Origin of the sequence: Lederbergia graminis (assembly GCF_042655485.1) — a bacterium.
GTDB lineage: Bacteria > Bacillota > Bacilli > Bacillales > Bacillaceae_C > Lederbergia > Lederbergia graminis.
This window is the reverse complement of the sequence record NZ_JBHSMC010000003.1, coordinates 111,358-137,093: the sequence shown is the minus strand read 5'-3', so window position 1 is coordinate 137,093 and position 25,736 is coordinate 111,358. Positions and strand designations below refer to the sequence as shown.

The 25,736-nt window shown below is 35.8% G+C and carries 19 protein-coding genes; all 19 read right to left on the bottom strand.

The window, feature by feature from the left end:
* Positions 1–618 carry a hypothetical protein gene (locus ACFPM4_RS05145; RefSeq protein ID WP_382348549.1) on the bottom strand — a complete coding sequence of 206 codons (618 nt, stop codon included), beginning with the start codon at positions 616–618 and terminating at the stop codon, positions 1–3.
* 12 nt (positions 619–630) lie between these two features.
* Complete coding sequence (locus ACFPM4_RS05140; RefSeq protein WP_382348546.1) at positions 631–1,224, bottom strand: class I SAM-dependent methyltransferase; 594 nt, start codon at positions 1,222–1,224, stop codon at positions 631–633.
* A 19-nt stretch (positions 1,225–1,243) separates the two neighbouring features.
* On the bottom strand, positions 1,244–1,834 hold the full coding sequence (locus ACFPM4_RS05135; RefSeq protein ID WP_382348543.1) for an AAA family ATPase: 591 nt from the start codon (positions 1,832–1,834) through the stop codon (positions 1,244–1,246).
* A 27-nt stretch (positions 1,835–1,861) separates the two neighbouring features.
* Positions 1,862–2,422, bottom strand: a complete 561-nt coding sequence (locus ACFPM4_RS05130; RefSeq protein ID WP_382348540.1) for a GNAT family N-acetyltransferase — start codon at positions 2,420–2,422, stop codon at positions 1,862–1,864.
* Positions 2,423–2,622: 200 nt separating this feature from the next.
* Complete coding sequence (locus tag ACFPM4_RS05125) at positions 2,623–3,939, bottom strand: DUF4129 domain-containing protein (protein WP_382348537.1); 1,317 nt, start codon at positions 3,937–3,939, stop codon at positions 2,623–2,625.
* A 15-nt stretch (positions 3,940–3,954) separates the two neighbouring features.
* Positions 3,955–5,052: a DUF58 domain-containing protein gene (locus ACFPM4_RS05120; RefSeq protein ID WP_382348534.1), complete on the bottom strand. Its 1,098-nt coding sequence runs from the start codon at positions 5,050–5,052 to the stop codon at positions 3,955–3,957.
* A gap of 3 nt (positions 5,053–5,055) precedes the next feature.
* Positions 5,056–6,018, bottom strand: a complete 963-nt coding sequence (locus ACFPM4_RS05115; protein ID WP_382348929.1) for an AAA family ATPase — start codon at positions 6,016–6,018, stop codon at positions 5,056–5,058.
* Positions 6,019–6,081: 63 nt separating this feature from the next.
* Complete coding sequence (locus ACFPM4_RS05110) at positions 6,082–7,269, bottom strand: ROK family protein (RefSeq protein WP_382348531.1); 1,188 nt, start codon at positions 7,267–7,269, stop codon at positions 6,082–6,084.
* Positions 7,270–7,406: 137 nt separating this feature from the next.
* The gene (locus tag ACFPM4_RS05105) at positions 7,407–10,547 is read right to left on the bottom strand and encodes a glycoside hydrolase family 97 N-terminal domain-containing protein (RefSeq protein WP_382348528.1); all 3,141 of its coding nucleotides are present in this window, start codon (positions 10,545–10,547) and stop codon (positions 7,407–7,409) included.
* Positions 10,548–10,781: 234 nt separating this feature from the next.
* Positions 10,782–11,621 (bottom strand): class B sortase, encoded by an 840-nt coding sequence (gene srtB / locus ACFPM4_RS05100; RefSeq protein WP_382348525.1) that lies wholly within the window; start codon positions 11,619–11,621, stop codon positions 10,782–10,784.
* A 66-nt stretch (positions 11,622–11,687) separates the two neighbouring features.
* Entirely contained in the window at positions 11,688–13,019 is a 1,332-nt protein-coding gene (locus tag ACFPM4_RS05095; RefSeq protein WP_382348522.1) for an LPXTG cell wall anchor domain-containing protein, read from the bottom strand.
* A gap of 97 nt (positions 13,020–13,116) precedes the next feature.
* Entirely contained in the window at positions 13,117–13,767 is a 651-nt protein-coding gene (locus ACFPM4_RS05090; protein ID WP_382348519.1) for an LPXTG cell wall anchor domain-containing protein, read from the bottom strand.
* Positions 13,768–14,220: 453 nt separating this feature from the next.
* Positions 14,221–16,002 carry a glycoside hydrolase family 66 protein gene (locus ACFPM4_RS05085; protein WP_382348516.1) on the bottom strand — a complete coding sequence of 594 codons (1,782 nt, stop codon included), beginning with the start codon at positions 16,000–16,002 and terminating at the stop codon, positions 14,221–14,223.
* Between the two features lie 234 nt (positions 16,003–16,236).
* Complete coding sequence (locus ACFPM4_RS05080) at positions 16,237–17,463, bottom strand: extracellular solute-binding protein (protein ID WP_382348513.1); 1,227 nt, start codon at positions 17,461–17,463, stop codon at positions 16,237–16,239.
* A 46-nt stretch (positions 17,464–17,509) separates the two neighbouring features.
* Complete coding sequence (locus ACFPM4_RS05075) at positions 17,510–19,054, bottom strand: response regulator transcription factor (RefSeq protein WP_382348510.1); 1,545 nt, start codon at positions 19,052–19,054, stop codon at positions 17,510–17,512.
* Positions 19,047–20,843: a sensor histidine kinase gene (locus ACFPM4_RS05070; RefSeq protein WP_382348507.1), complete on the bottom strand. Its 1,797-nt coding sequence runs from the start codon at positions 20,841–20,843 to the stop codon at positions 19,047–19,049. The genes ACFPM4_RS05075 and ACFPM4_RS05070 overlap by 8 nt, the downstream gene beginning before the upstream one ends.
* 189 nt (positions 20,844–21,032) lie before the next feature.
* Positions 21,033–21,308 carry a hypothetical protein gene (locus tag ACFPM4_RS05065; RefSeq protein WP_382348504.1) on the bottom strand — a complete coding sequence of 92 codons (276 nt, stop codon included), beginning with the start codon at positions 21,306–21,308 and terminating at the stop codon, positions 21,033–21,035.
* A 633-nt stretch (positions 21,309–21,941) separates the two neighbouring features.
* Positions 21,942–23,807 carry a glycoside hydrolase family 66 protein gene (locus ACFPM4_RS05060; protein WP_382348501.1) on the bottom strand — a complete coding sequence of 622 codons (1,866 nt, stop codon included), beginning with the start codon at positions 23,805–23,807 and terminating at the stop codon, positions 21,942–21,944.
* A gap of 194 nt (positions 23,808–24,001) precedes the next feature.
* Positions 24,002–25,678: a glycoside hydrolase family 13 protein gene (locus ACFPM4_RS05055; protein WP_382348498.1), complete on the bottom strand. Its 1,677-nt coding sequence runs from the start codon at positions 25,676–25,678 to the stop codon at positions 24,002–24,004.
* Positions 25,679–25,736: the final 58 nt, after the last annotated feature.

The following is a 25,736-nucleotide window of genomic DNA, read 5'->3' as shown; positions in this document are numbered from 1 at the left end:
TTAAATGAATGGTTGAATTTCTGATATGTTAATATACTTACTAGGAACTGTTACTCCTTGGTGTTTACGCAAAAATTGGACAACTGGAGCAATATGTCCACCTTTATAATCCTTTACTTCAATATAAGAATTGACATAACCTTGTGTAGTTTCGTACCCTGTACTGCAATCGTATCCTAGTTGCAATGGGGAAGTTCCTTTCATACCTAAGTGTTTACATTCCAATATATGGGCATAATCCGCGATATAATCATTTGCAAACTCTACTGGAATCTCAATACGTAAGAGCACATTACCTACATATTGTTTAACTAGCTCCATCCCCAAATCACCAAAATAAATATGGTCTTTTAGCCATCTGGGGAATGGTTCCAGAAATCCCTCAACTAAATAGCAGTCTTTAAATTCCTCAGGAGGTTTTGGACAAGCAACTGGCCGGTATGCATAAAGTCCATCATTCAAAACTTGGTCGAGCCTTTCCTCCCTTGTGTAATGATAAAAAACAAAATTCCTGTTTTGTGTATACTCGATTTTATGGTGATCTATTTTATATCCTTTATCCCTTAGATATACCCCTCTATTTAATAGAAGTTCATCAGCTAACCTTGCCTTTATCACAAAGATTACCCCTCACTTCCTCAACTTACATATATAAAAAGGATATTCCGGAAACTCATCATATAAGTCTTGTTTTTCTAACGTATAATTTGTATTGCTTATGTATTCCTGAAGCATTTCAATAGGCGAGTATTTTATATTTGCCATGAACATGATATATCCACCCCGTTTTAATAAGCGAAAACATGCATCTAGACATCTAGTAAATTCACCTACCTCGTTAATAGCGGAACCAATCAGGGTGATAAGATCAAATTCTTCCTTTGGTAAACTAGGGTCAAAGATGCTTTTACAGATAATAGTAGCTGGATTAGGATGTCCTTCTCGCTTTTGACGATAGGTAAATAATTCACATATTTCCTCGTCGATTTCAATGGAAGTTAATTGTCCTCTACCGTTTAACCAGTAGCCTAGATAATCGTCCCAATCACCAGTACCGATGCCAACATTAAACACTTGCATTCCCTCAGTCACTGGAAATGTTTTTCTTATATAATCTCTCGTAACTACTTCTGTATGTAAACATTGTGGTGAGCTATTCCATGGACCAGCTTCCGGGCTTTTCATGTCTAGATAAAATTGTAATAGTTTAGCGTCCATATCCATGATGATCCCCCTTTTGCCCTCATAATCGAAAGTGTTGTAGTTGCGTTTTAATTCTATCTATCTTTTTGCGAAGGTTACTCCTGTTGTCTGGCAGTAAAGTGATGCCTGACATTTCTGCAATTGTTTCCGCTACTTGCTCAATCGTCATATCATCTGTATGTATTTTCTTTTCAAAAACATCGTCTGATAATCCTTGCAAACACCGATCTATTTGTTGTTCGCCCCATGAATTTTTTCTTTCTCCCCTACTGCGTAATCTTTTTTTCAATGTTTCCTTCGAGGCCCAGAGGACAAAATGGTTCACGATAGTGCCATCAACTCTTAATCTACCTACAATCTCTTCAAAATATTGTGGGTTCACAATTGTCATTGGCACTATGATAATTCCATCATATTCATTGGCAATATATTTTAAGAAGGTATAATTCCCCTCTCGCCATGCACTGAAATCTTGAAAGTCATTCTTGTGAATTTCTTTCGGAAAATACTTTCTAATAAAAAACCCCACATTTTCTGGATCATAAACAAAAGAATTAGGGATTCTTCTATGTAACTCGTATGATGTTTGTGTTTTTCCTGCACCAAACGCTCCATTTACCCAAATAATCATGTTTTCACCTACACTATTAGGCTATCATTATGTGATAGCCTCCATCTCGTTTTTCAAAATTCCGTAATACACTAGGTCCTCAAATCGATTTTCTTTCATTACATGATCCCGTAAAACACCTTCTTGCTGCATCCCGATTTTTTGCAAAACCCTCCCGGAAGCTGGATTGGATGCGAAATAACGAGCAAACACTTTATGGTAGTTTTTTTCCTCAAAAGCAAATTGAACAATAGCTTGCGCAGCTTCTGTCGCGAAACCATTTCCCCAATAGGCTTCCCCTATCCAATAACCGATTTCTCCTTGATGAAACGAGTGGTTATGAGATAGGGCAACCGCTCCATAAATTTCTCCCGTTTCTTTATCGGTTACGGCAAATTCGTATGCTTTGCCTGCAATAAAATTGTCGTAATGATGCTCTATCCATGTTAAAGCATGATGAAGAGTATAAGGATATGGTAAGTACAAAGTGTTGATAAAAATATTATAGTTATTACAAAGGTTTGTAACTGCTTCAGCATCTGATTTATCAAATAGTCGAAGTAATAATCTGTTCGTCTTAATCGTTTTATTTTGTCTGTCGTATAGCAATTTCAAAACCTCCTCTTCTCTAAAACGGTGCTATTTATGTTTTCTTTTCTTCACTATCCATATATTAAAATAATACAGGATCCAATATAGGACAGGTATGAAAAACACATAATATCTTTGATTGTCTGGAAGATAGATTAATAGAATGATGCCAATAATAAGCATGAGTGGCATCATTGTATTATAAAACTTGGCTTTACTCACTTTTTATCTCCATTCTTTATTAATAGATAAATCTCATTCATCGTCTTCTCATCAATATCCCGTTCTCCGTATCTTGTTTTTTCATAGGAATCCATTAACAATTCAATCCGTTCTTTATCGTCAGGTAACAGCGATCGTAGTTCACTTAATATTTCACGTGGTGTACTTGCAGGTTGAATGGCAATACCTTGTTGGTTACTCAAGTAATTGCGATATATATAGCGTACCTTTTCTTGCATATTTAACGAATTCCAGTCCCGCTCCCGTTTAAATATTTTCCCAACGAGGTTCGCTACTTTTTCCTGCTGAGCCTTTTTCCACTCGTCCCAATCAAATACGCTTTCTTTTTCATCTGTATAATAGCCGTCTTCTTTCTGAAAATGAGCTCGATTACCTATTTGTTTTAAAAAGGCAATAAATTTTAAAAACATCCTTTTTAGCCACAGACGACTTCTTTTGATCATTAACAATAAGACAAATACTACAAGCACAATTAAGCAAATATAGACGAAATAAAGCATCACTGTTTCTAGAAATTTCATAATTGCTGATTGTTTCGCTGGTTCCTGCATACCAGGCAAAAGTGGGTTTCCTGGGGGTGATTCCATTGGAGGTATCTCACCCTCGCTAGTCGATTGGCCGAAAAGCCATTTCAAAATAGTTCTAATGGTATTCCAAATAGTATCACGAATGATGGTACCCGTTGTCAATAGAATGGCAATAATAACTGTAATGATGAATAACAAGCGATTATGTCTTTTCACACCACTGCTCACATATGGGTTTTCCTCTTTTGATAGGGAGGATGCTTTCAGTGTCTCTGTATTCGTAATGAACAACGTAATAACGACTGCAACTACTCCACATGTGGAGACGATATTTTCATATATTAATAGCCGATCGACGAAGTGAAAGATAAAGTAACAGATAAAATAAATAATAAAAGCCATTAACCATAAATAAGAAATTGGTAATAAACTATCCCAATTGCGACTTGCATACAACATTCCTCTATAAGCTACGATAGAATGCAGAATGATGAGTAGGAATAAAAAAACTAGGTTATCCGCTAACATATAGCTTGGAATAATCCCTATGATTATTGCGAGCAAAGGATAAATAGACCAATTCATTGGTAAGATATTTTTCACCATCATTCCAAATGAAAAAACTCCGAATACAATAGGAAGCCATAACATGATAGCTTCTTTTGGAAGGAGAAACGTACCTATTAAAAGGATGATAGGAAAGAATAAAAGGTATTCCACAAAACCACGCACAATGTCTAACGCTATTTTTCTGGTAAACTGCATTTCCCTTCCCCCTTCCTAACCTGCTCTTTTATATAAAACATCTTGATGGAGGGAATGAACCTCAACAGAATTTCCATTCGCCTCTAATTTCTTACAAAGCTCCTCCATCTTCTCCGTCATAATGTTGGAGATAATGAGTATATCCGTGCCTTCTATTTGTTTATCTACTTCGGCTTGGAGAAAATAGTCAAAGTACGTACTCGTACCTATTTTTAACTTCGCCATTGTTTCTAATAGATACGTCAGTTGTTGTTTTCCATTGGCTGGATCAATACTGATTGCTTGTTTGTCATCTTTATCAATGTACGAATTACATCCAAACCCAATATGGATTCCTTTGGATATGGCATATTGAGTGATGGAAGCAGCATAGGAAATCGTTTCTTCCATTGATGCTTCGTCGACAATGGGACGCCATATGTCTTCTGTTTGATTAAAGTTTAAATAAATCATAATGTGATGGTCTGCAGAAAAATCCTTTTTCGTAACTTGTAATCTATTCGTTCTTGCAGTTGATTTCCAATTAATAGAATTTAGTGGATCTCCACTCGCATAATCACGAACACCAGCTGTTAAAAATGGATCATCGATAATCCACCTTTTGGCAATCACCTCACCTAACCAACTGTGGGCAGGTAATGGTAAATCCTCTTGCTTTATAAGTGGAGGGTATACAATGATTTCTGCTGTCGAATCCACACTTGTAAATGTTTTATCAATACCAAATATATCTCCTGTTGAAAGCGAAACGGTCTGGAACTGGTAAAATCCACGTTTCGTACATGTTAGCTTCTGTCTACGAGTAACTTTTTGATACGGCATTAAGCTAAATAAAGTGCGATGAAATGCATTACTATTAATCTCATTATCTAGCGCAGCAGATTGATGAAATTGTAAGCTCGGGTCAATCTTTGATTCAAGTCGCAACCATGGAACAGGGAGCAATTTGGGATTAGAAACTTCGTCAATCATTTCTACAACTTCCCCTTCAAAAACAGCCCGTTCACTAAAAGAGCGATTATACTCGACCTTCCTTAATCCCCATTTCCCAAAGACGAAACTTTGAATACCTATCACCACAAACGTAGTAAAGATAAACCATGCGATATTCATAAATTATGAGAGTCCTTTCCCAGATAATTCTTCTGTAGGAACCCGGACATCTTTGATAATTCCGTCTAAAATTGCAGCAATCTGATTTTCTCTTACTCGTTTTGCATGTGATAGGATGATTCGGTGTCCAAGTACTGGTTTCACCATTGCTTTCACATCATCTGGAGTGACAAATTCTCTTCCTTTTATTAAGGCATGAACTTGAATGGTCTTCAGCAATGCTTGGCTACCACGTGGACTAACCCCAAGTTCGATATCATCATGATTACGTGTCTTTTCAATGATATCCATTACATATTCATACATATCATCACTTATAAAAACGTGTGAATAAATTTGTTGTGCCTCTACAATTTCTTCTTTAGTTGCAACTGCCTCTAATTGATGAAGAGGATTTTTTCCCTTAAATCGCTTTAAAATAGCAATTCCTTCTTCTTTGTTGGGATAACCCATATTTATTTTTAACAAAAAACGATCTAGCTGTGCTTCTGGGAGTGGGAAAGTGCCTTGGCTTTCTAGTGGATTTTGCGTTGCGATGACTATAAACGGATTTTCTAATGTATGTGTTTCACCATCAATGGTTGTCTGTCTTTCTTCCATACATTCTAAGAGGCTCGACTGCGTTCTAGGTGTAGCTCGATTAATTTCATCCGCTAAAACGATATTAGAAAAAATTGGACCTGGTCGAAATACAAATTCAGATTCCTTCTGACTATAGAAGTTAATACCAGTTACATCAGAAGGTAGTAAATCAGGAGTAAACTGTATGCGTTTATATGTACAATCTAATGATTGTGCCAGCGATTTTGCTAATAACGTCTTCCCTGTTCCCGGAACATCCTCCAACAAAATATGTCCTGAAGAAATAAGTGCGACCATTATATGATCAATCGTTTCGTCTTTGCCAATGATGACTTGCTGAATATTTTCCTTCACTTTATCAACGAGATGTTTCACTAAATTCATTTGCACTGGGTATCTCCCCTTTTCCTCTCAAATTCAAATTCAATCGGTAATACTCTTTTACTACTACTTGTATATTGGTGATGTAAAAATCTCCTCTAGCACAAGTGCGCAAGCACCAATTAACCACACATCATCACCTAAATCTGAAATATGGACATTTATTTTTTTCTCATAACCGGAAAAGAAATTATTTTCTACCTCTTGTAATATCCCATCCTTCACATATGGCATTCCTCTGAGCCCTTCACCTCCAAGTATGATTGCTTCTGGGTTTAAAAAGTTAATGACACTTTTCAGCCCTACTCCTAGATTTTTCCCCTGTTTTATAAGGAGTTGTTGAATATCTTTGTTCCCATTTTCTGCCGCAACATAGAGTGTATCTATATTAATTGAATCAACATCTGTATTGGCAAGATGTAAATCTGCTGCCTCTTGAATAAGATATTGATCAGAAGTATACATTTCTAGACATCCGTTTTGGCCACAGTAACAGCGCTTTCCATTTCTTTCTATTATCATATGTCCAAATTCACCAGCACCACCGTAATTTCCACGGAATAACGTTCTATTAATGACAATTCCAGCTCCAATACCAACCCCAAAAGTGACTCCGATGTAGTGGTTATACACTTTACCAACTCCATCCCAAAGGTGGGCCAAAGAGAAAACGTTTGCATCATTATCTATCAAAACAGGAACATTAAAATGTTTTTCTAATGGTTGAAAATCAATATCCTTCCAATTAAGAATAGGAGAATAATCAAGGATTTTTTTAGAAGGATTTACTATTCCTGAAATGGCAATTCCAATCCCATTTAGTTTTTGTTCCTTGTCCAGAGTGCTTAATAAACTTTCCATTTTATCGATTATTTTACTCAACATTGCTTTTTTTGTAATATTCCCTTCTAAATCAAAGGAAATTTTCCGCATAATTTTCGCATTAAAATCCGCAATCGCCATAATAATTTGCTTTGGCTCAATTTTTATTCCAATAACGGAACCAATATTCTCATTAAATTTTAATAGGATTGGTTTCCTGCCACCATTAGATGATCCTGCTCCTACTTCATTTACATATGATTCCGATATTAATGAATCTACAATGTTAGTAATGGTAGATAAACCTAGGTTTGTATTTTTAGCAAGGGTTGTACGTGAAATGGGCCCATTTAGGCGAATTTGATTAATTACAAGTGATCTATTTAATTCCTTTATTAGGTCTTTATTTCCTTTACGTAATTGTTTAGTCATTCATCTTTCTCCTAGACTATATTTTCCCTATCTTGCTGTAAGAATCTTCAATAATATTATTATAATAACATACTAACGAAATAATCCCCATCATTGAAATGGGGATTATCATCATACTAAGACGGTAGGTAATTACTTCACTTTATAAGTTCAATGGAGTTAAGTGGTCCTTCGTAAAGTCCACCGCCTCCAGTACCGTCAAATACGCGTATACTAATTATATTCTCTTCACCAAATTTTATAGCAGAAGCAGGGATTACATATTCCCGTACTTTTTCCCATGCCGTTTCCATGCCTTCCCCATTATTTCCAGAAGGAAAGACCCCGGATTGACCAATTTTCTCTCCATTAAAATAAGTTACATCAACATCATCAATTTTTCCTAGGGTTATCTTTAATGAATACCCGTTCCACTCTATTGGAATATGGATTTTTTTCCGATACCAACCATATACATTATCAGCTGTATACTGGGAATGAGTTTCCCAAGATGAAGGCAGTGTTACCGAAGACCAGTCACTATCATCAAACTCCATATCTTTCCACTTTGGAGCGTCCCCTTGTTTAAACAACCAATTTCCGGACAAGTTAATCACTGGTAATGCAACAATAACAGGCTCGTGATTGCCAATAGAAACTTCATAGATGCCTATATCTGTAGGAAGTTTATATGAAAACCTTACTGTTTTTGTTCCTCCCCCTGCTTTTGCATGCACTTCTACGGTTTGCGTTTCTACTTGTTCTCCATTAATGTATAAGGGAACATCGACAGAGCCAGTTGAACTGCCAAGATTTTTTACTGTAGCCGTAGCAATGATCGTATTGGATGCGGCCTCCAATTGGAAATCACTATATTCAAATGATGGTTCTTTCTCCGTAACTTTGATGTTTTTGATTTCGTTATTAATTTTTATGGAGTAATCCCCTAACTCAAAGAGTTTATCATAGATTAATTGCACTTCTTTTTGAGTTTGAGGTGCAATTCTAATAGTCTCCTCTACAACGGTTTCATCATCTATTTGCATTTCTACCTTTTTGCTAGCTAAAACATTTCCATCGTTTTCAACGGTAATGTGAATATCTAGTACATCATTGGCTTGTATAGTTGTTGGTAATTCAGTGAAAGTGATCTTTACATTAGGTCGTGAATACTGCGGAATTACAGCTTGTTCCTCCTCTGTAGCGGGGTAAATTCTAACAGCTTGCCCTCCCCCAGCAGCAAGAGAAGCAATTAGTGTATCTTCACTATTCACTATTACTTTTGTCAGATCAACTGGAGTAGGATTCTTTGCCCAGTGTGCCTCTTCACCATCGGAGTAAATTTCCGCAACATATTGCTGGTCGTTTTCCAAGAAGCCGAGTGGAATCGTTATTTCCCTTGTCTCTTCATCTGTGATACTACCAATATACCACTCTTCGCCACTACGACGGACAATCGTTACATAATTACCAATCTCGGCATTCGGTACGATAATATCATCCCAGGTCACAGGGACATCTTTAATAAATTTAAATTCTGGTAAAATTTCACCTTGTGCATCCAAATAGTTTTCTGGTAGGTCTGTAACCATCTGAGCGCCGCTTGTGATAATTACATATAGTGCTAGCTGTTGGGCTCGAGTCGAAGGAACACGTTCCTCCCTGCCCGCGATTTCTACATCAAAAATACCTGGTGTGTAATCGATTGGTCCTGCCATCATCCTTGTAAATGGCAAGGTTGTTAGATGTGAAAGATAATGCCCTGCACTCCAAGCATTATACTCCATTCCCATCACACCTTCGCTACTTACCCAATTCGGGTATGTACGGACTAAACCAGTACTTTTAATCGGCTCATGAATATTCAGCATTATTTTATGCTCGGCAGCTTTTTTTATCGTGTGCAGGTAATGGTTTACCATATATTGACCGTGGTGATGGTATCCTTCTGGATTTTTCATACCATAATCGGCAACATAGCCACTTTTTATTGCACTTATTCCTAAGTTTTCATAGAGTGAGTAAGCTTCATCCATTTGCGTTTCATAATTGATGATATCCCCAGATGTTTCGTTGTGAGCAATATAATGAACACCGCGCTCTTTTCCATATTGAACTACTTCTTCTAAATCAAAATCCGGATATGCCTTCGTAAAATCGAATAAATGGCCATTATCCATCCAATTACCGTCCCAGCCAATATTCCAACCTTCCACAAGTAGTCCTATGTCTTGCTGTTTGCTATCTAAGTACTGATGGGCAAAATCAATATATCTCTTAGCATTTTCGGTTGTAGCACCATGCTTATCTCCAGATGCCCAAGTTGACTTATCGATATGCATTTCCCACCATATACCGACATACTTCATTGGTGTGATCCAGGATGTATCCGCCAATACATTGGGATCATTAAGATTTTCTATCAAATCCGATTCTACTAATGCTCCTGCATTCTCTCCGATTTGAATCGTTCTCCATGGCGTAATGACAGGATAGGATTCTTTTATAACTTTCACCTCACTATTTGGCCAAGGAGCCAAAATAGATGTTAGTGTGTTTTTCCCGCTCCTTTTTAATGCCATTCCTGCATAATCAACAAGTGCAGCTTCATGAATAGTTATATGAATGCCCTCTGGTGTTTTCATAGTGAATGGAGTGTGAACCTCAAATACCTCATTTAATGGAGTTTGCTCATAATTATATTCATAGCTATCCCAGTCCTTTGGAATCCACCAGGATGTATTATTATCGGCTAATTTGAATTCTGTGTCTTCCGAGGTAATTTGTAGTACCCCACTTAGGTTTTCCTGCTTTGGTAGTATGTATCTAAAACCGACACCATCATTAAACACTCTGAATTCTACATCCATTTTTCGGTTTGGTGTATCCTTTTCCTGCAAATGGACCGTTAATTGTTTATAATGATTTTCAACAGATTGCTTTTCTCCCCATACCGGCTCCCATGTTTCTTCAAATTCTTCTATAGATGTATTTATTATTTCAAAATTTTGCTGAAGCGGTTCCTGATTTCTTAATTGAAAACCTAACTGAGAGGGTTCAATTACATTTGTTCCATTAAAGGAAACTTCATATTGCGGGGTTCCATTACTTGAAAGTCTAAATATTAAACCTACTTTTCCGTCTGGTGAATGGACTAGTTCTTCCGTGCTAACTGTTGATTTCTCCATAGCATCTGTCTCTTTTTTCTTATCAAATGTAAATTTATATATACCTAGACTGATAAGTAATAACACTATACATATAGACAGTATAGTAATAATCATTCTTCTTTGTATCACTTCGCTCCTCCCCCTTTCCCACGTGTATAAAAGTGCTTACATAAATTATAGTCCACAAGGTTTTGAAGGAATATGACTGAAGCCATATATAGTAAATTCAGACACTGTCCTGTTAATAAACTTCACCATACCTCTATGAATTTCCTAAAAATAAAAAGCATCGAACGATCAATGAACTGCCCCTGTCTACCTTGACAGGGGGGCAGTTCACAATCCAATGCTTTTTATTACTTATTATTCTGCTATTAATTTTGCTTGCACAACAAGGCGGGCATCATCAAAATCATAATCACAAGTCGATAGTGTTAGTATCTTATCATCATATTCAATACTTGTATCTAATTCGTATTGTGATTTTTCTTCGACTTTTTGCAAGAACCCTTGAAACTCATCTCCATCCTTAAAATTCGGATTGATATAATTAAAATCTGTGTCTGTAATATAAACAGCGAAAATTTCCCATTTCATTTCCCTGTATAAAGTCTCAAATGTAATGGTACGATTCGCTTTATAGAAGTCCGGGTTTCTATATTTCACTAGGCCTTTAAACATCGAACCATCCTTCATATGATGACCATATATAATTGTATTCTGATCCAAATCATCAATCGAATTACGGTAATCTAAGAATAAGGCACCTGCACTGCTTTTTTCTTTTTGGAAATTGTGATCTAAGTAATAATCATTATCTTTTGCTTGGACAACAGGGTAATCAATAACAGTGTTATCAATTTTAATCCAGCCAACCGTCTCCTCATTAATTTCAAGTAATGGTTCAAAATGCTGTGATATTTCTTTATAGGCTACCGTTGACTCATCTTTTTCTTCCCGCGTTACCAAGGAATCCTCTTCAGCTTGATTTGTTTCTAGAATTATTTCTTCTTTCGTTTCATGAGCGATTGGTTCTTTATGTTGATAGAAGGTTTCTTGGATTTCTTTATTTGTATTTTTATTTTCAGCGCTTGCTACCATATACTTTCCTATATTAAAGATTGAAAAAATAAAAATCCCAATACAAAGAGATATCCCTAAATAGAAAATTATTCTTTTCAGTTCCCACTTATTATTTTTCACTATATATCCCACCTCTAGAAAAAAGATGCAGCCATTTACATTTTTATGACTGCATCTTTTTTTAGATTAATGTAACATTCTTTTTCTGTAAAAAACTAAACCAGCACAACCTGCTAACGCTAAACCTGCCAAACTAACAAATCCTGAAATTGCAGTATCGCCTGTTTTTGGGTTTTCTACAGAATTATCCGATTCGTCCTTAAGGTCAGTTCCTTCATTTTCTGATTTATCACCAGCTTTATCATCTGGTTCCTCGCCGGTTTCATCACTTGGTTCCTCACCAGTTTCATCGCCTGGTTCCTCACCAGTTTCATCGCCTGGTTCTTCGCCAGTTTCATCGCCTGGTTCTTCGCCAGTTTCATCGCCTGGTTCTTCGCCAGTTTCATCGCCTGGTTCTTCGCCAGTTTCATCGCCTGGTTCTTCGCCTGGCTCTTCACCTGGTTCATCGCCTGGCTCTTCACCTGGTTCATCGCCGGTTTCATTGCCTGGTTCTTCACCTACAATATCTGTAGTAGATGTAAGAGTTATAGAATCTACTTGAATATAAGCATCAGACTCAACTCCCTTTATTGAAATCACATCACCTGGATTTAAATCCCATGTTCCAACTTCTAAAAATTTAGCTGCTGACCAGTCCCATTGTCCTGTATAATACCATTTAATTTGTTTGCTAATATCCTCAACTGTGACTTTTAAGTGTTTTTCAGTTGTTTCACTAACATAGCGTATTGTCATGTTATATTTAGCTTTTTTAAGCTCCGCTGGAATTGTATAAGATGCTGTGACTTTTTCTAAATTAGTAATATATTGATTATCCTCATTGACAATTCCCATTCCAACCTGTTCTTCTGAATCAAATGCACCCGTTTCGGCTTCAATCGTATAACGTACATAATCTGGTATGGAGACTACTGCAGGAGCACTTGGATCATATTCAGAAACATATTTCAGGTTAACTGCATCGAGCCACCCATATGTACCATCATCTGGTGCAAGAATACTTATAACATCTCCAGCATTGAGATTTAAGTATACCTCTTGCAGTGGGTCTAATGTGATTGTTCCCAAATCAAAACCAGTATCAATACGTGAAACAGTTCCAACAGCTTCCCCATTCACTTCAATATTATAAGCTGTTCTGTTCCCAGTACTTAATATCGACAACTCATATTGCCCATCTGCAAATGAATCATGATCTCCAACAGAGAATTCAATTTTTTCTTTTGGTTGTAAATCAGCTGTTAATCCGTCGTTATTAATAACCCCATCATAATAAACTTCCCCTTCATATCTGAGTACATTATCCCCTGTTGCCGTTTTATCTTCAGCAAATACAGCTGGTGAACCTAGGGATAATATTAAGATTAGGCCTAATAATATTATTTTTATCTTCTTCATTATATCCCCCGTCTCTCCCTTAAAAATAGTTTGTCCTTACTAAAATGCAGCCACGGTTATATCCCATGACTGCAAATTTAGTAGTTATACAATTTAATTAGTTAGTAGCTTTTTTCCTATAGAAAAATAATCCAGTAAAAGCAACTAATGCCAATCCAGAAAGAACGATGTACATTGCAACACCAGTGTCACCAGTTTCAGGATTATCTACAGAACCTGCTTCCTCATTATTCTCGTCACCTTCATCTTCGACAGGTTGCTCACCAGCAGCTGAAGAAGTTAGTGTTAATGTATCAATTTGAATATACGGGTCAGTACCTTCTGTGTGTAACGTAATAACATCTCCCGGATTCACATCCCAAGTACCTGCATCTAAAACTTTTGCGTTTGCCCAATCCCAGTCACCTTCACCAGTTGGTTCCCATTTAATTTCTTTACTTGCATCGCCAACAGTAACTTTTAAATGAGCTGCCTCAGGATTTACTCCACTAATATAACGCAATGATAGTTTGTATTCTCCAGCCTCTAATTCAGCTGGGACAGTATAAGATGCTGTAATATTTTGAAAGCCACTGATAAATTCATTGTCCTCGCCTTCCACTACTGCTCCTCTTTCTACTTGATCTTCTGGATCAAACGTACCAGATTCAGCTTCAAACGTATGACTACCTTCTGCAGCTAAAGCAACACCTGAGATAGATAATAGTAACATTGTTAATACAAAAATAGAGAATAATTTCTTTTTCATTTTACGTAACCCCTTTCATTTCTTTTATTTAATGTCGTAGAAAACGTATAAATAAATACTAATTCCCTGTTTTCCCCCCTTATCATTAGATAGAAGACGATTCCAAACAATCATTCTTATAAACTAAGAAACAAAAACTTATTTCACTCAGTGAAGTAAGTAGTAGAAAGAATGGTAGTGAAACTTCTCTATCCCTTGAGTTTATAACCCCTAAACAAAAGATAGCATAATCCATTTCCACTAACAAGATAAATTGTCTATCTATTCAGAACTGCGTAACATATTGCACTAATTCAATTATATTACGTTTATTAGTGTCTTATTTACAGGAAATTACACTATCGTTCTGATTCATCTGACTATATTAAGATTGATACATGAACCACAAAAAGGACATGCCCATAACAGAGCATGCCCATTGGTACAGAATGCTAGATAAATAGTTAGTTGTTATTACCCCTCTGACTTTCTCATAAATATCATATCCCAATATTCAAGAGATGGTACAGTAAATTGAATAAAATTACCATTCTCATTTTTTCCCTTTGTAAAGGAGAGATTAGTTGCTTTCGCATCATTTAGATCAGGAGAGGCCATCCAAACAGAATCTATTTCATTTGAATAATAGTATTTTACTTCAAAGTTGGTTATTTTTGTAGGGGTTTCTTTCACACCATCATTTGCACGCCAGTCATTCCTAGAAACACCTAATAGATTTATTATGTGAATGATCTCATAATTTTCATCCTTCTTTCCGAAGGACCAAACTTTATTTGCTTGACCTAGGGAACTACTAGCATATCCAAGAAACTCGATTCTATTTGTTGTTTCTGTTTGGCCATCACGTAGTAAATTCTCATAGGCAACAATAAAGTCATATAGTTTTACAGTTCTTGCTTGTAGTTCATCGTTCATTACTAAATTTTGCGCCGGGAAATATTCATTACATAACATATTTCCATTATCACCTAATTCCATTCGTGAACCACCCGCTGCAAATACTGTTGCATTTGTGAGCATGACAGCTGCAGTATTAAAGAAGCTACCTGGATTTTTCTCCCCATAGTCATAACTCATATAAGCTGGGACAACTAACGACTTTCCACCGCTCTCCTTGCGAGACTGTTCTATTTCCTTCTTTAAGGAATAATAACTATCATATTGTAAGCCTTCACTATCATAATCCCACGGCCAAATTTCCGTATAAAGAACATCTACATCACTTTTATTTACATTTTCGATTCCTTTAGCACCAACAGGATTAAAAGCCAAGTATTTGTCCCCAATTACCTTTTTAGCTGCATTAAGAAACTCAGTGTAAGTATCCGTAACATACAAAGTTTCCCCAGCTGCATTTTTCATCTTTCCCCAGTCACCTACCGTGTCACCATGCCATCCATCAAAATCAAATGCCTCGAATACCTTTAAATGTTGTTCAAAAATATATTCCTGCCACTCCTTATTTCTCATATCAAAGAAAAATAAGTGAGTAATTCCAGTAGGAGTGGAGTCCGACATTTTAAAGTTAAAATGACCTTCACCGCGATTGTTATCTTCAGCAAAATATAACGCCCATTCCTGTTTTACTCCATCCTCTTCATACCCATTTGTTGCTGCATATACCATGTTGTAAGCCATATTAACCATATTGACTGCTTTTGCATCCTTGATATAATTCCGGATTGTCGATCCGTAAATTGGACGCCCAGACCAATCATCCCATTTATCGAGGTTTTCCGAAATTGGTTTATGATGGCGATATTTCCAATCATAGTATTCTAAGGCATTAATATGATAACTCTTTAACTTTTCAATTCTTTCCGTAGTATTTACATTTTCTCTAAAGTCCCAAACATATCCATAGCGAGGAAACTTGATCCATTCAGAGGATACATCTATACCTATTGTTGTAGATGCAATAAGTTTTTCTCCTTCACTAAAAATATCAACTACTAATAAGTAGCCTGTAAAATCTATGTCAGGCATTTGTAATTCTTTTATCAATTGCAGAGTACCATTTTCTTCACACATAAAAGTGGTTGTAATTGTTGGCATTACTTGATTTTCAAGATGATGCAATTTGAACTCCATACTACCATCTGTAATTTCAAAACCTGTTTCATTCGTATAATAGACCTGAATTTCCACCATATCATTAGGTGAATACATCGCCTTGTCTTTCGTTATTGATAGATTTGATTGTAATCGATTTCTTGCTAATGCACTTTTTCCCACAACAAATTGCCCACCTTTCCTGTTGTACAGTTTATTCCCTTTTCCTGGGATAGAATTTCTAAGATGTTTGCTTAAGTAAAGTCAAAACTAATATTTATACGTTAAGTTTAATACAGGAGACGATAGATGTTTAGCAAAACTAGACTTCTGATAATTTTGCACACGCTATTGTTGAAAAATCACACCAAAAAATAAAAGCAACTCATTCCATGGAATAAGCTACTTTACTATTCTTTATTTTTGTTGTAATAGATTATCAATTTCAAGTGTTGCCGCATCAAGTCCTGCTTCAATTCCAATATTACCTGCATACATTTCCTTCATATAAGAAGCATAAATATGATCTATTTTGCTCCATTCTGCAATGGAAGGTCTTAAAAATGCAAGATCTAGTCCTATCGCAAAGTTTTGGAAATATAGTGAATCTAATGTTAAGGGGTTAAATTTAACATCTTTATTAGTTGGCATTAATCCTGTTTTATACATCAATTCTTGTGGTTTTGAAGTTGTCATCCATTTTAAAAACTGCCAACTCTCGTCCAAATACTTTGTCCCTTTCATAATCACTAGATTCTCCCCTCCTAACACAGCTGCGTTTCCGCGGGTAACAGGAAAGGGAGTTGATACAGTCTTGTGCATAATCTCGGAAAGCTTTTCTTCGGAACGTATACTATAATACCAAGGTCCTTCATCAATCATCAATAACTTACCATCTATAACATCTTCCCATGCATCATTAATGGAAGACATATGCTTAGGAACTAAGACGTTCGCTTCGTACAATTCCAATAATTGCTCCATTGCTTCGATACTAGCCTCACTATTAAAATAACCATCTGCTTTCGTCGCTGTTGGATCCAGTAGTTGCCCACCAAAAGCATAGAAGTATTGTAGGCTGCTCCACGTATCAAAACCAGCCATTAATATTATATAATTATTATTCCGTGCAACTTCTAACACTTCAGATAATGATGCTGGAGGTTGCTCCATACCCGCCTGCTGTAAAAGCGCTTTATTATAAATGGCAACCTTTGTATTCGTGTTAAGTGGTAATCCATAATACTTTTCCTTGTATTTCGCTGTTTCAAGTGGTCTAGGCAAAAATCTCTCTTTCACACTAGAAAAATCCTCCATATTACTAACAGGATAAATCAAATTATGCTCTGCATAAAATGGTAGTTGAACGCTGTCCATCCTGACAATATCTGGCGTTTTATTTGCAGCTGCTCTTGAAATAAGACTCCTATTAAACTGATCATTAGGAGGACGCCCAACTGCATTAATGATAATGTTAGGAAACTCTTCTTCGAATAATGGAATTATTTCGTTTTCAAAAATCCTAGTTTCTTCTTCACTATACGTATGCCAAATTACAAGTTCTACTGGGGTTGGCATCCTATTTATATCGGAGCTATCATTAATAATCGAAGTATTACATCCAGAAAGTAATGCAATAGCCAAACATAATATAAACAAACACATTCTCATTGAATCAGCCCCTGATATGTTAATAATCCCTCGATTGTTGTGACTTAATCCTGTATTCAACTGGTGAATAATCAACCATTTTCTTAAATAATTTACTAAAATATTTGACATCGTTAAAGCCAGATTTAGCAGCAACTTCATAAACTTTTAACGATGTTTGTTCTAATAACTCTTTCGCTTTCTTTATCCGTAGTTCCATCACATAATCAATAAAGTTCTTACCATAATATTGTTTGAAGAGAACACTAAAGTAATTTCGGCTAATATGGACATGGTTAGCAACCATATTTAAGGATAAATCTGTTGTATAGTTTTTATGAATATAATCTACTGCTTTTATCATAAATTCATTATCATTACTAGTCGACAGATTGCTTTCACTAACCAATGATACACATTCCTCGATTTGGGATAATAATGTCGATTTTAATTGCACTAATGTCTCTGTTTTTTTTATTTGTTCATACTTATCTAGTAAGTAATCAATATCAATATGTTTGATAAAAATCTTACTTAGCAAATCACACACATCTTTTTTTACCACATCTGGTTGAGAACCACTTCTATTGTACGTTTCAAACCGGTCGTCCAGAAATTCAATTAACTTTTGCTTATCATATGGAAGAAGCAACTGTTTCAACCATTTACTATCTAACGGCTCTAAACCTTTTTCTTGGATTTGCTTATCACTAAAAACGAATTCATCAGGTAGATAGAAGTGTTGGCTACTAGCTATTTGGCTATTTTCATAGCCTACTTTTACACCAGATAAACTCTCCATTTCACAGTATCCAAATGTAAACGTGTATTCTATAACATTCTCTAAATTTCTTTTCACTTTTTCGATAAAATACTTTGAATCTTGAGGCGCCGGAACTAAAAAGATTAGCTCACTACTGCCGGTAGGAAAGCAAATACATAGTTCCGTATGCTCATACAGATATTTTTGTACATCTTCTAGTATTAAGGTTTTATGTAAATATCCATACTTCCCTTCTTCCATTTGTTGATTATTAATTCTCACTGTTACGATTACGCACCTGTTCTCAAGCCATTCAACTGCTTGTGGTAGCTTCACTTCTTTGCCTTCTATAATTATTTCCTTTAAAAACAATTCCAGCTTCTGTCTTTCCTCTTGAAGTGCAGATTGTTTTGCCAGTTGCACCTTTTGTTTTAGCGATTGATTTTCTTCAATTAATTTAACTGTTTTCCTAATTAAGTTTACAAATTCTTGCGGTTCCATCGTTGCTTTTAAAACGTAGTCAATTGCTCCTAATTTAAGTCCTTCATGAACATACTCAAAATCGGTATGACTGCTTACTAGGATCACCTTCAAGTCTGGATTAATAGCTAGCATCTTTTTCATTAGTGTTAATCCATCCATTACAGGCATCTTTATATCCGTTATTAAGATATCTATCCGTTCATCTTTAATAGCTTTAAGTGCTTCTTCTCCATTTGTAAAGTCACCTAGTAAGTTAATATTTTCACCATGCCAATTAACGGAAGCTTTCAAACCAAATCTTATAATTGGCTCGTCATCTACAATAATCAAGTTATACATTACGTCCATCTCCGTTTTTTGGGTACAATATTAAAATTGTCTGCGTCCCATTTGAATTACTTTCAATCTTCATATTGGAATTCGGGTTAAAATATAAACTAATAGATTCATATACATGGGTTAGTCCTATCCCCACAAATGAAACTTTCTTCTCACTAGATAATGACAAATTATTTAATTTACTACTATCGAATCCAATTCCATCATCTGTAATTGTAATTTTTATTCCTTCATCCTCACACTTCTGCACCTTAATTTTAATCTCACCAGAAACACCTTTTGGAACAATTCCATGGAAAACAGAGTTTTCAATTATTGGTTGAATTAGCATTCGCGGAATTAACTCTTCCAGTACTTCATCATCTGCTGATATTTGTAAATTAAATGTTTGATCATAGCGGATTTGAAGGATGACAAGGAATTTCTTAACAATATCTAGTTCTTCCTTCAATGTTACAAAAGTACCGTTCTTTCCCATACTTGCTTCTAACAATTTACTTAAAGCTGCTAAGGCGGCACTAGCTTTTTCCGTTTGCTCAAGCTTTACGAGCCAATTGATGGTACTGAGTGTATTAAACAAGAAGTGAGGATTAATGCGGTAGTTAAGCGCTCTTAATTCCGCCTCCATTTTTTTACTTTCTTCTAACTTTACTTGCTCCATTAAATTATCTACTTGAAAAATCATTTGGTTAAATTGCTTACTCAATATACCGATTTCGTCCTTAGACTGAATTTCAGTTGTAGTTTGGAAATTCCCTTTTCCAACTTGTACCATTTGTTTCGTCAATTTTTTAATTGGATTTGTCATACGCTTTGCAGCGATGAATCCAAAAACAAGAGCTATTAATGTAAATATGAGTGCTGTAATTAGTGTAATTTTTTGTACATTTGTAATCCCGCCGGTAATTTCCTCCATTGGAACGATTCCGATTAAAATCCAATCATTTGTCAGCGTTTTTCTAACACCATAATATTTCGTATCCAAATGTGTAAACTCAAACTCAGGTGAATTCCCATCTGTTATTACATCAAATAGTTCAGTATTTTTAATTGTTTTGTTAATCTTATCTAAGTCTTTATCAATCATTATTTTGCCCAATTTATTAACTACAAAAAATTTCCCTGTTTCTCCAAGCTTCACCTGTTCAATTTGTTTTAAAATTGTTTTTCCATCCATGCTAACATGGATTAGTCCTATATTTTCCATCGTATCGAAATCCTTCATTACTCGAGAAATTGGTAAAACAAGATCCCCGTGATCAGCGGCACCACTATATTGGTCATACTGTAATCCTTGCCATACAATTCCTCCATCCTTCACTAAGGATTCCTTATACCAAGTAGTAGATTCGAATGGTTGATTTAATAATTTCAACTGTGTAAATGACCCGCTCCCCCAGCTGTTTGTATTAGATCTAAGGATATATATCATTCTGACAAATGAACTCGAGTAAATTTGAGAATTCAGATAATCCGTAATAAACTTTGTGTTATTTTCCTTTATTTTTGGATCTAGTTCTGCTTCCTTTTCCATCATCATCCTCTCTTGAATTTCTTTATTGCTATAAATTAAATCAGATAAATCACTGCCAACTGTAAAAATAAAAGAAAGAGAATCAGCCGCCTGCGTTGCAATTTGCATGGAAGTTTCTCTTACATTATTTTTTACGATATTGGAGGAAGAGAAAAAATAGAAACCACTTATAAAAGTAGTAGGAATTAATACAACAACGATAATAGAAAGAAGTAATTTTGTACTAATACTATTTCCTAATATTTTCTTTGGCATTTTGTTGCCCCTTCTTTGCATTCTATAATGATGTAATATAACTATTTTAATGGAATTTCAGTAATTTTGTAACATTGTTTATCCAACTAAAGCCAAGGGACCTATTATTATCTTCCTATTCCTCAAGAATTTAAGAAACTGCTTACATTAATCGCAAGGTGTTTTATATTACGATTAACCGCTTTCAAATTACTCATTTAACCAAAATAGTGTCTTTTTTTCTGATTTATATATCACATCGGTAAAAAAGACACTATTATAAAACGACCGTTTTTCCCACTTGTTTTTATATTTCTTTGGCTCTACTCTGAACGTAAGTTTGCGGATGGCTATTACTCGCAATAGGTTGTGTACTAATGCAACGATTCCAAACTCGACATGCACTTTGTCGAGTCCTCTTAAAAGATTTTTTTGTTCTTTTTTTAAATTTTCTTCTTTATAAAAATGCATAATCAATTCAGGCATAATGTTGATTGTAGCGGAAGGCACGAGACTCCTACCATGAAAATAAAGCTTTAAAAAGTTGAATCTAACTTATACATGAATCGTATAGACAACTACCACTAGCATTATTTCCGTTCTCTGTGGTGTATTTTTGGTATACATGATTGACTGTGGGAAGTACGGGAGGGCACTGAAGAAGTCCCTGAATTTCGCAATATGGTAAAACTTAGCTGTTGATTTCCGTTCCAGGCGGCTTCGCTTACCGCGGGGCGAGCGGTGAGCCGCTTCAGTCGCTGAGCTCCTTGCAGGGTCTCACCTGTCTCGCTTGTACCCGCAGGGAGAGGCTTCCGAACCGTGTCTAGCTAAAGGCGCCATCGGCTCGAGGTCAAATAACCTGAGACAAAAAAGGCAAAAAGCGCCTTTCATTGTCTCAGAACATTTGCTTGTCGCCGATTGGCGGGCGCCTTACGCATTTCCAAGCCCGCGGAAAGCGAGTGCCTGGCAGGCTAAGATTACCACGTCCTGTGGCAACGCCTGCACTAGTACAACGTGTCCGTCGTAGCGAAGATCAACAGTCAGAGTTAAAAGGTGATATAAAAGATAGGAACTTCCAACAAGTCAATAATTATGACTTATTGGAAGCTCCTTTACATGTTATTTCATATAAATCATATTCCAATATTCTAATGAAGGAACCGTGATTTGGATGTAATCCCCGTTCTCATCACTACCTTTTGTAAACGAAAGTTCCTGTGTACGGCCGTCGTTTCTATCTGGAGAAGCCAACCAAACTGAATTAATCTCATTTGTATAATAATATTTCACTTCGAAATCAGTAATTTTTTTCGGCGTTTCTTTCTTTCCTTCATTTGCACGCCAGTCGTCACTAGAAACCCCTAACAGATTAATCATTTGAATAATCTCATATTCACTATCTTGTTTTCCATATGCCCAAATTTTGTTTGGAACTGCTACACCGCTATTAGCATAATCTGGAAATTCAATTCTATTATCTGTATTTTCTTGCCCATCTCTGAGTAAGTTTTCATAAGCGACAATGAAATCATAATAAGTGGCAATCCGGTCTTTCAATTCCTGTTTCATAAACAGATTTTCAGCTGGGTAGTACTCGTTACTTAACATGGAGCCATTATCACCAAGCTCTAATCTAGAGCCACCTGCAGCATAAACGGCAGCATCTGCTAATAGTACAGCAGAAGTATTAAAGAACATGCCAGGATGCTGCTCCCCATAGTCGTAACTCATATACGCTTTAACAACTAAAGATTTGCCACCGCTTTCTTCGCGTGACTTATCAATCTCTTTTTTCAAAGAATAATAGCTATCATATTTTAACCCTTCACTATCAGAATCCCAAGGCCATATTTCAACATATAAAACATCTACATCACTTTTATTAGCGTTTTCAATTCCTTGGGCACCAACTGGATTAAATGATAAGTACTTATCACCTATTGCTTCTTTAGCCGCATTTAAGAATTCCGTATATGTATCTTTAACATATACTATCTCGCCGTCGTGAGTTTTCATTTTACCCCATTCTCCGACTGTATCTCCGTGCCAACCATCAAAATCAAATACTTCAAACACTTTATTTGTTTGTTCAAAAATATACTCTTGCCATTCTTTATTACTTGGATCAAAGAAGTACAAGTGAGTAATTCCTGTTGGAGTCGAATCAGACATTTGGAATTTAAAATGTTTACCAACGGAATCACCCTCCGCATGGTAAAGCGCCCACTCCTGCTTCACGCCATCCTCTTCATAACCGTTTGTTGCTGCGTAGATCATGTTATAGGCCATATTGACCATGTTAACATCTTTCGCATCTGCAATATAATTTCGAATGGTTTCACCATATATTGCTCTGCCGGACCAATCATCCCAAACCTCTGTGTTCTCACCAACAGGCATATGATGGCGATATTTCCAGTCGTAATATTCTAAAGCGTTGATATGATAATCCTTTAATTTCTCAATTCTGCTTGTAGTATCAACACCTTTTCTAAAGTCCCATACATACCCATAACGCGGGAACTTTGTCCAGGAAGAAGATACATCGACCCCAACAGTTGCGCTGTCCACGAGTTTCTTTTCATTGTTTTTTACATCTACTTCAATTAAATAGCCTTTAAAATCTGTATCGGGCATTTCTAATTGCTCTGTGACTACTGTTGTTTTATTACTATCTATTGAAATCTCTTTCTCAATGGTGGAACCTACCTGCTTTTCAAGATGTTTAATCTTGATTTCCATCTTCCCATTCTTTAAGTCTTGCTTTAATTGATTTTTAAAGCTTACCTTCAGCTCAATCTTATCTCCTGGATCATACATAGCTTTATCTGTAGTTACATCTAGAATAAGTTCTCCTTTATTGGTAGCAACAGCCACTTCACTGTTTACAGTTTCCGTTTTGTTTATAAATAAAAAATAGCTAAGGACTAACACACTGGCTAGTACTACTGCTCCAATCGTTAAAGTTATATTTCTTTTTTTCATGTTCTTATCACACTCCCTGTTGAATTTACTATGTAATGACTTTGTCAATATTATTTTATATCATTTCAACTAAATTTTTTGATAATTCCTACAATGTGGTGATATACAACACTTTATCGAATAAAAATTACACCTAGGATTACTATATTAGTATAAAAAAATCCGCCACAAGGCGGATTTTGCGGTTTTTTTTTCTATTTAAATAAATAAACTCTTGTCTCAAATGGTTTTAATTTTTCGTCATAAAGTGAAGTTGCATATGCTTCTTCATAATTTCCTATTAATAGCTCTGCTGTATGGAAATCTAAGTTAGCTGGTAATGGCAATATAACTTCTTCACTAGAAAAATTATTGATGACAAGTAATTTCTCGTCTTTCCATGTACGTGTATAAGCATAAATTTGCGGGTGGTCTTCTAATATAAGATCATATTTACCGTACACAATAATCTCATATTCCTTACGCAACTTAATTAGTTTTTGATAGTAATAGTAAATAGAATCTGAATCCGATAGTACCTGCTCTGCATTTATTTCTTTATAGTTAGGATTAACCTTTATCCATGGTGTCCCCGTTGTGAAGCCAGCATTTTCATCTGTACTCCATTGTATTGGTGTTCTGGCATTATCTCTGCCTTTTATATAGATGGATTCCATTACTTTATCATGGTCTTCACCATTTTCGATTACTTTTTCACGATACATATTTTGAATTTCAATATCTTTATAATCCTCTATGGAATCAAACTGAACATTTGTCATTCCAAGTTCTTCACCTTGATAAATATATGGTGTTCCCTGCATCATGTGTAAGAAGGTTGCTAGCATCTTAGCTGAAACAACACGGTATTCTTTATCATTGCCAAAGCGTGAAACCATTCGTGGCTGGTCATGATTATTTAAGTAAAGACTATTCCAAGCTTTATCATGCAAGTCATATTGCCATTTTGACATTACTTCCTTTAAATCAGACAATTCCCAAGCTTTTACATCCCATTTCCCACCTGGGCCAGAGTCAATATCCATATGTTCAAATGTGAAGATCATATTAAGTTCCGTACCGTCCAAGTTGGCATATTTTGCTGCATCCTCAGTTGAGGCACCTGGACTTTCCCCCACTGTCATCATGTCGTATTTTGACAAAACCTCCCTATTCATTTCTTGGAGGTACTGATGAACGCGAGGACCATTCATAAAGAATTCACCACCCCAGTCATACGCTGGACCTTTAGAAGTACTAGGTAGTCCATCTGCTTTAGAAATAAGATTAATAACATCCATTCTAAAACCATCGATACCCTTATCTAGCCACCATTTCATCATGTCGTATACTTCTTTTCGTAAGCGTGGGTTCTCCCAATTTAGATCTGGCTGTTTTTTACTAAAAAGGTGTAGATAATACTCGTCTGTCTCTTCATCATATTGCCATGCAGATCCACTAAAAAAAGAGGTCCAGTTATTAGGCTCATTTCCATCTTTACCTGGTTTCCAAATATAATAATCTCTATATGGATTATCCTTAGATTTTCTCGATTCCATAAACCAGTGATGTTCATCAGATGAATGGTTTACAACTAAATCCATCATAAGTTTCATACCACGACTATGCATTTCGGAAATTAACTCGTCCATGTCTTCCATCGTACCGAATTCATCCATAATGCTTTTATAGTCACTAATATCATATCCGTTATCATCGTTAGGTGATTTATAAACTGGTGATAGCCAAATGACATCTACACCCAGGTTCTTTATATAATCAAGTTTAGAGATGATTCCTTTAATATCCCCAATTCCATCCCCATTACTATCTTTAAAACTTCGTGGATAAATTTGATATACTACACTTTCTTTCCACCAATTTTTCTCCATTCCAAAAACCCTTTCTCTTTTGCAAGTATTTATTCCTGGTTGCTTAATATTACCGGTA